Consider the following 1,294-nt stretch of genomic DNA (forward strand, 5'->3'; position numbering starts at 1 on the left):
CGGAATCGGCCTGGCCACCCTCGTCCGCGACGGCCTCGGCTACATCCTCGCGAGCGACGACTACGGGCGGATGATCCGCCGCGCCAAAGCCGCAGCCGCCGTCCACCCCGAGGGCAGCCCCGCCGAACAGGAAGCGTTCGCTCTCGTGGCGACGCTGCGAGAGCAGCGGGACGCCGCAACCCGGCAGCGGGCCCGGGAGCCGAGGGCGATCGCGACCGGCGTCGGAACGGCCCTCGGCGTCGGGACGGTGGCCATCACCGTGACGGTCGGCGGAGTGGCGATGGGCGCGGTGACACTGCTGCCCGTCCCGATCATCGGGTACCTCGTGGGCCGCCGCGAGCAGCGCGCCAGGGACGCCGCGGAGAAGGCGTTCTCCATGGCCGCCGCGGCAGGCGACGGACAGGCCACGGCCGAGGGTGCCGCTGCGCTCGACGCGGCGCAGCCTGCGCTGGACGGCGGCACCCTGGGAGCGGCGTTCCGGGCGTGCGGGTTCTCCGGCGACATCACCGTGCTCGACGCCCCGCCCGCAGGGCCCGACGGCACAAGCGTCACGAAGTTCCGGCTGCCGCCCGGCGTCACGGTGTCGATGCTGCGGAGGAAGGACGAGCAGCTGGCCGGCGCGCTCGGCCGCGACCTGTCGATGATCGACATCACGAAGGAGGGCGCCGAGAACCTCGGCTCCCTGTGGATGACCGACCGCGACCCCTTCGAGGACCCCCGACCCTCCCCGCTCCTCAACCACCGCGGCCCCATCGACGCCTGGGGCGACGGCGTGCCCGTCGCCTGGTCCAAGCGCGGTATCGCCGTGCGCCTGGCCATCCGCAACAGCTCGTTCGTCGTCGCCGGCATGACCCGCTCCGGCAAGGGCGTCGGCGCCGCCAACCTCATCTCGGGCGCCGCCCTCGACCCGCGCATCAACCTGCGGATCGTCGCCGGGAAGGTCAACGGCGAATGGGACCCCTACGCCAAGGCGGGCGTGGCGGCCACCTACTTCAAGCCGGACTCGGCGCGGCTCCTCGCCCTGCTGCACGCACTGCTGGCCGACATGGACCGCCGCAACCGGGTCCTCGGCGAGCTGGGCAAGTCGAAGGTCACCCCGGACACCATCAAGAAGGTCGGCGGCATCGAGCTGCTGGTCATCGACGAGCTGGCCACCTACACCCGCACCGGGGCCTGCCCCGAGCGGGACGAGATCCTCGCCGCGCTCGCCAAGCTCTCCTCCGTCGCGGCCGGCGCCGGGATTCTCCTGGTGCTGATCACCCAGTACCCGGAGGTCGACGTCGTGCCGCAGGCC

At 73.2% G+C, this 1,294-nt stretch carries 1 protein-coding gene; it reads left to right on the top strand.

Features of this window, described 5'->3' with window-relative positions; genetic code table 11:
• Positions 1–1,294: hypothetical protein (locus D7231_RS36755; RefSeq protein ID WP_158673899.1), on the top strand; the 1,294-nt coding region annotated here is incomplete at both ends.

Source organism: Streptomyces klenkii, from assembly GCF_003626645.1.
GTDB lineage: Bacteria > Actinomycetota > Actinomycetes > Streptomycetales > Streptomycetaceae > Streptomyces > Streptomyces klenkii.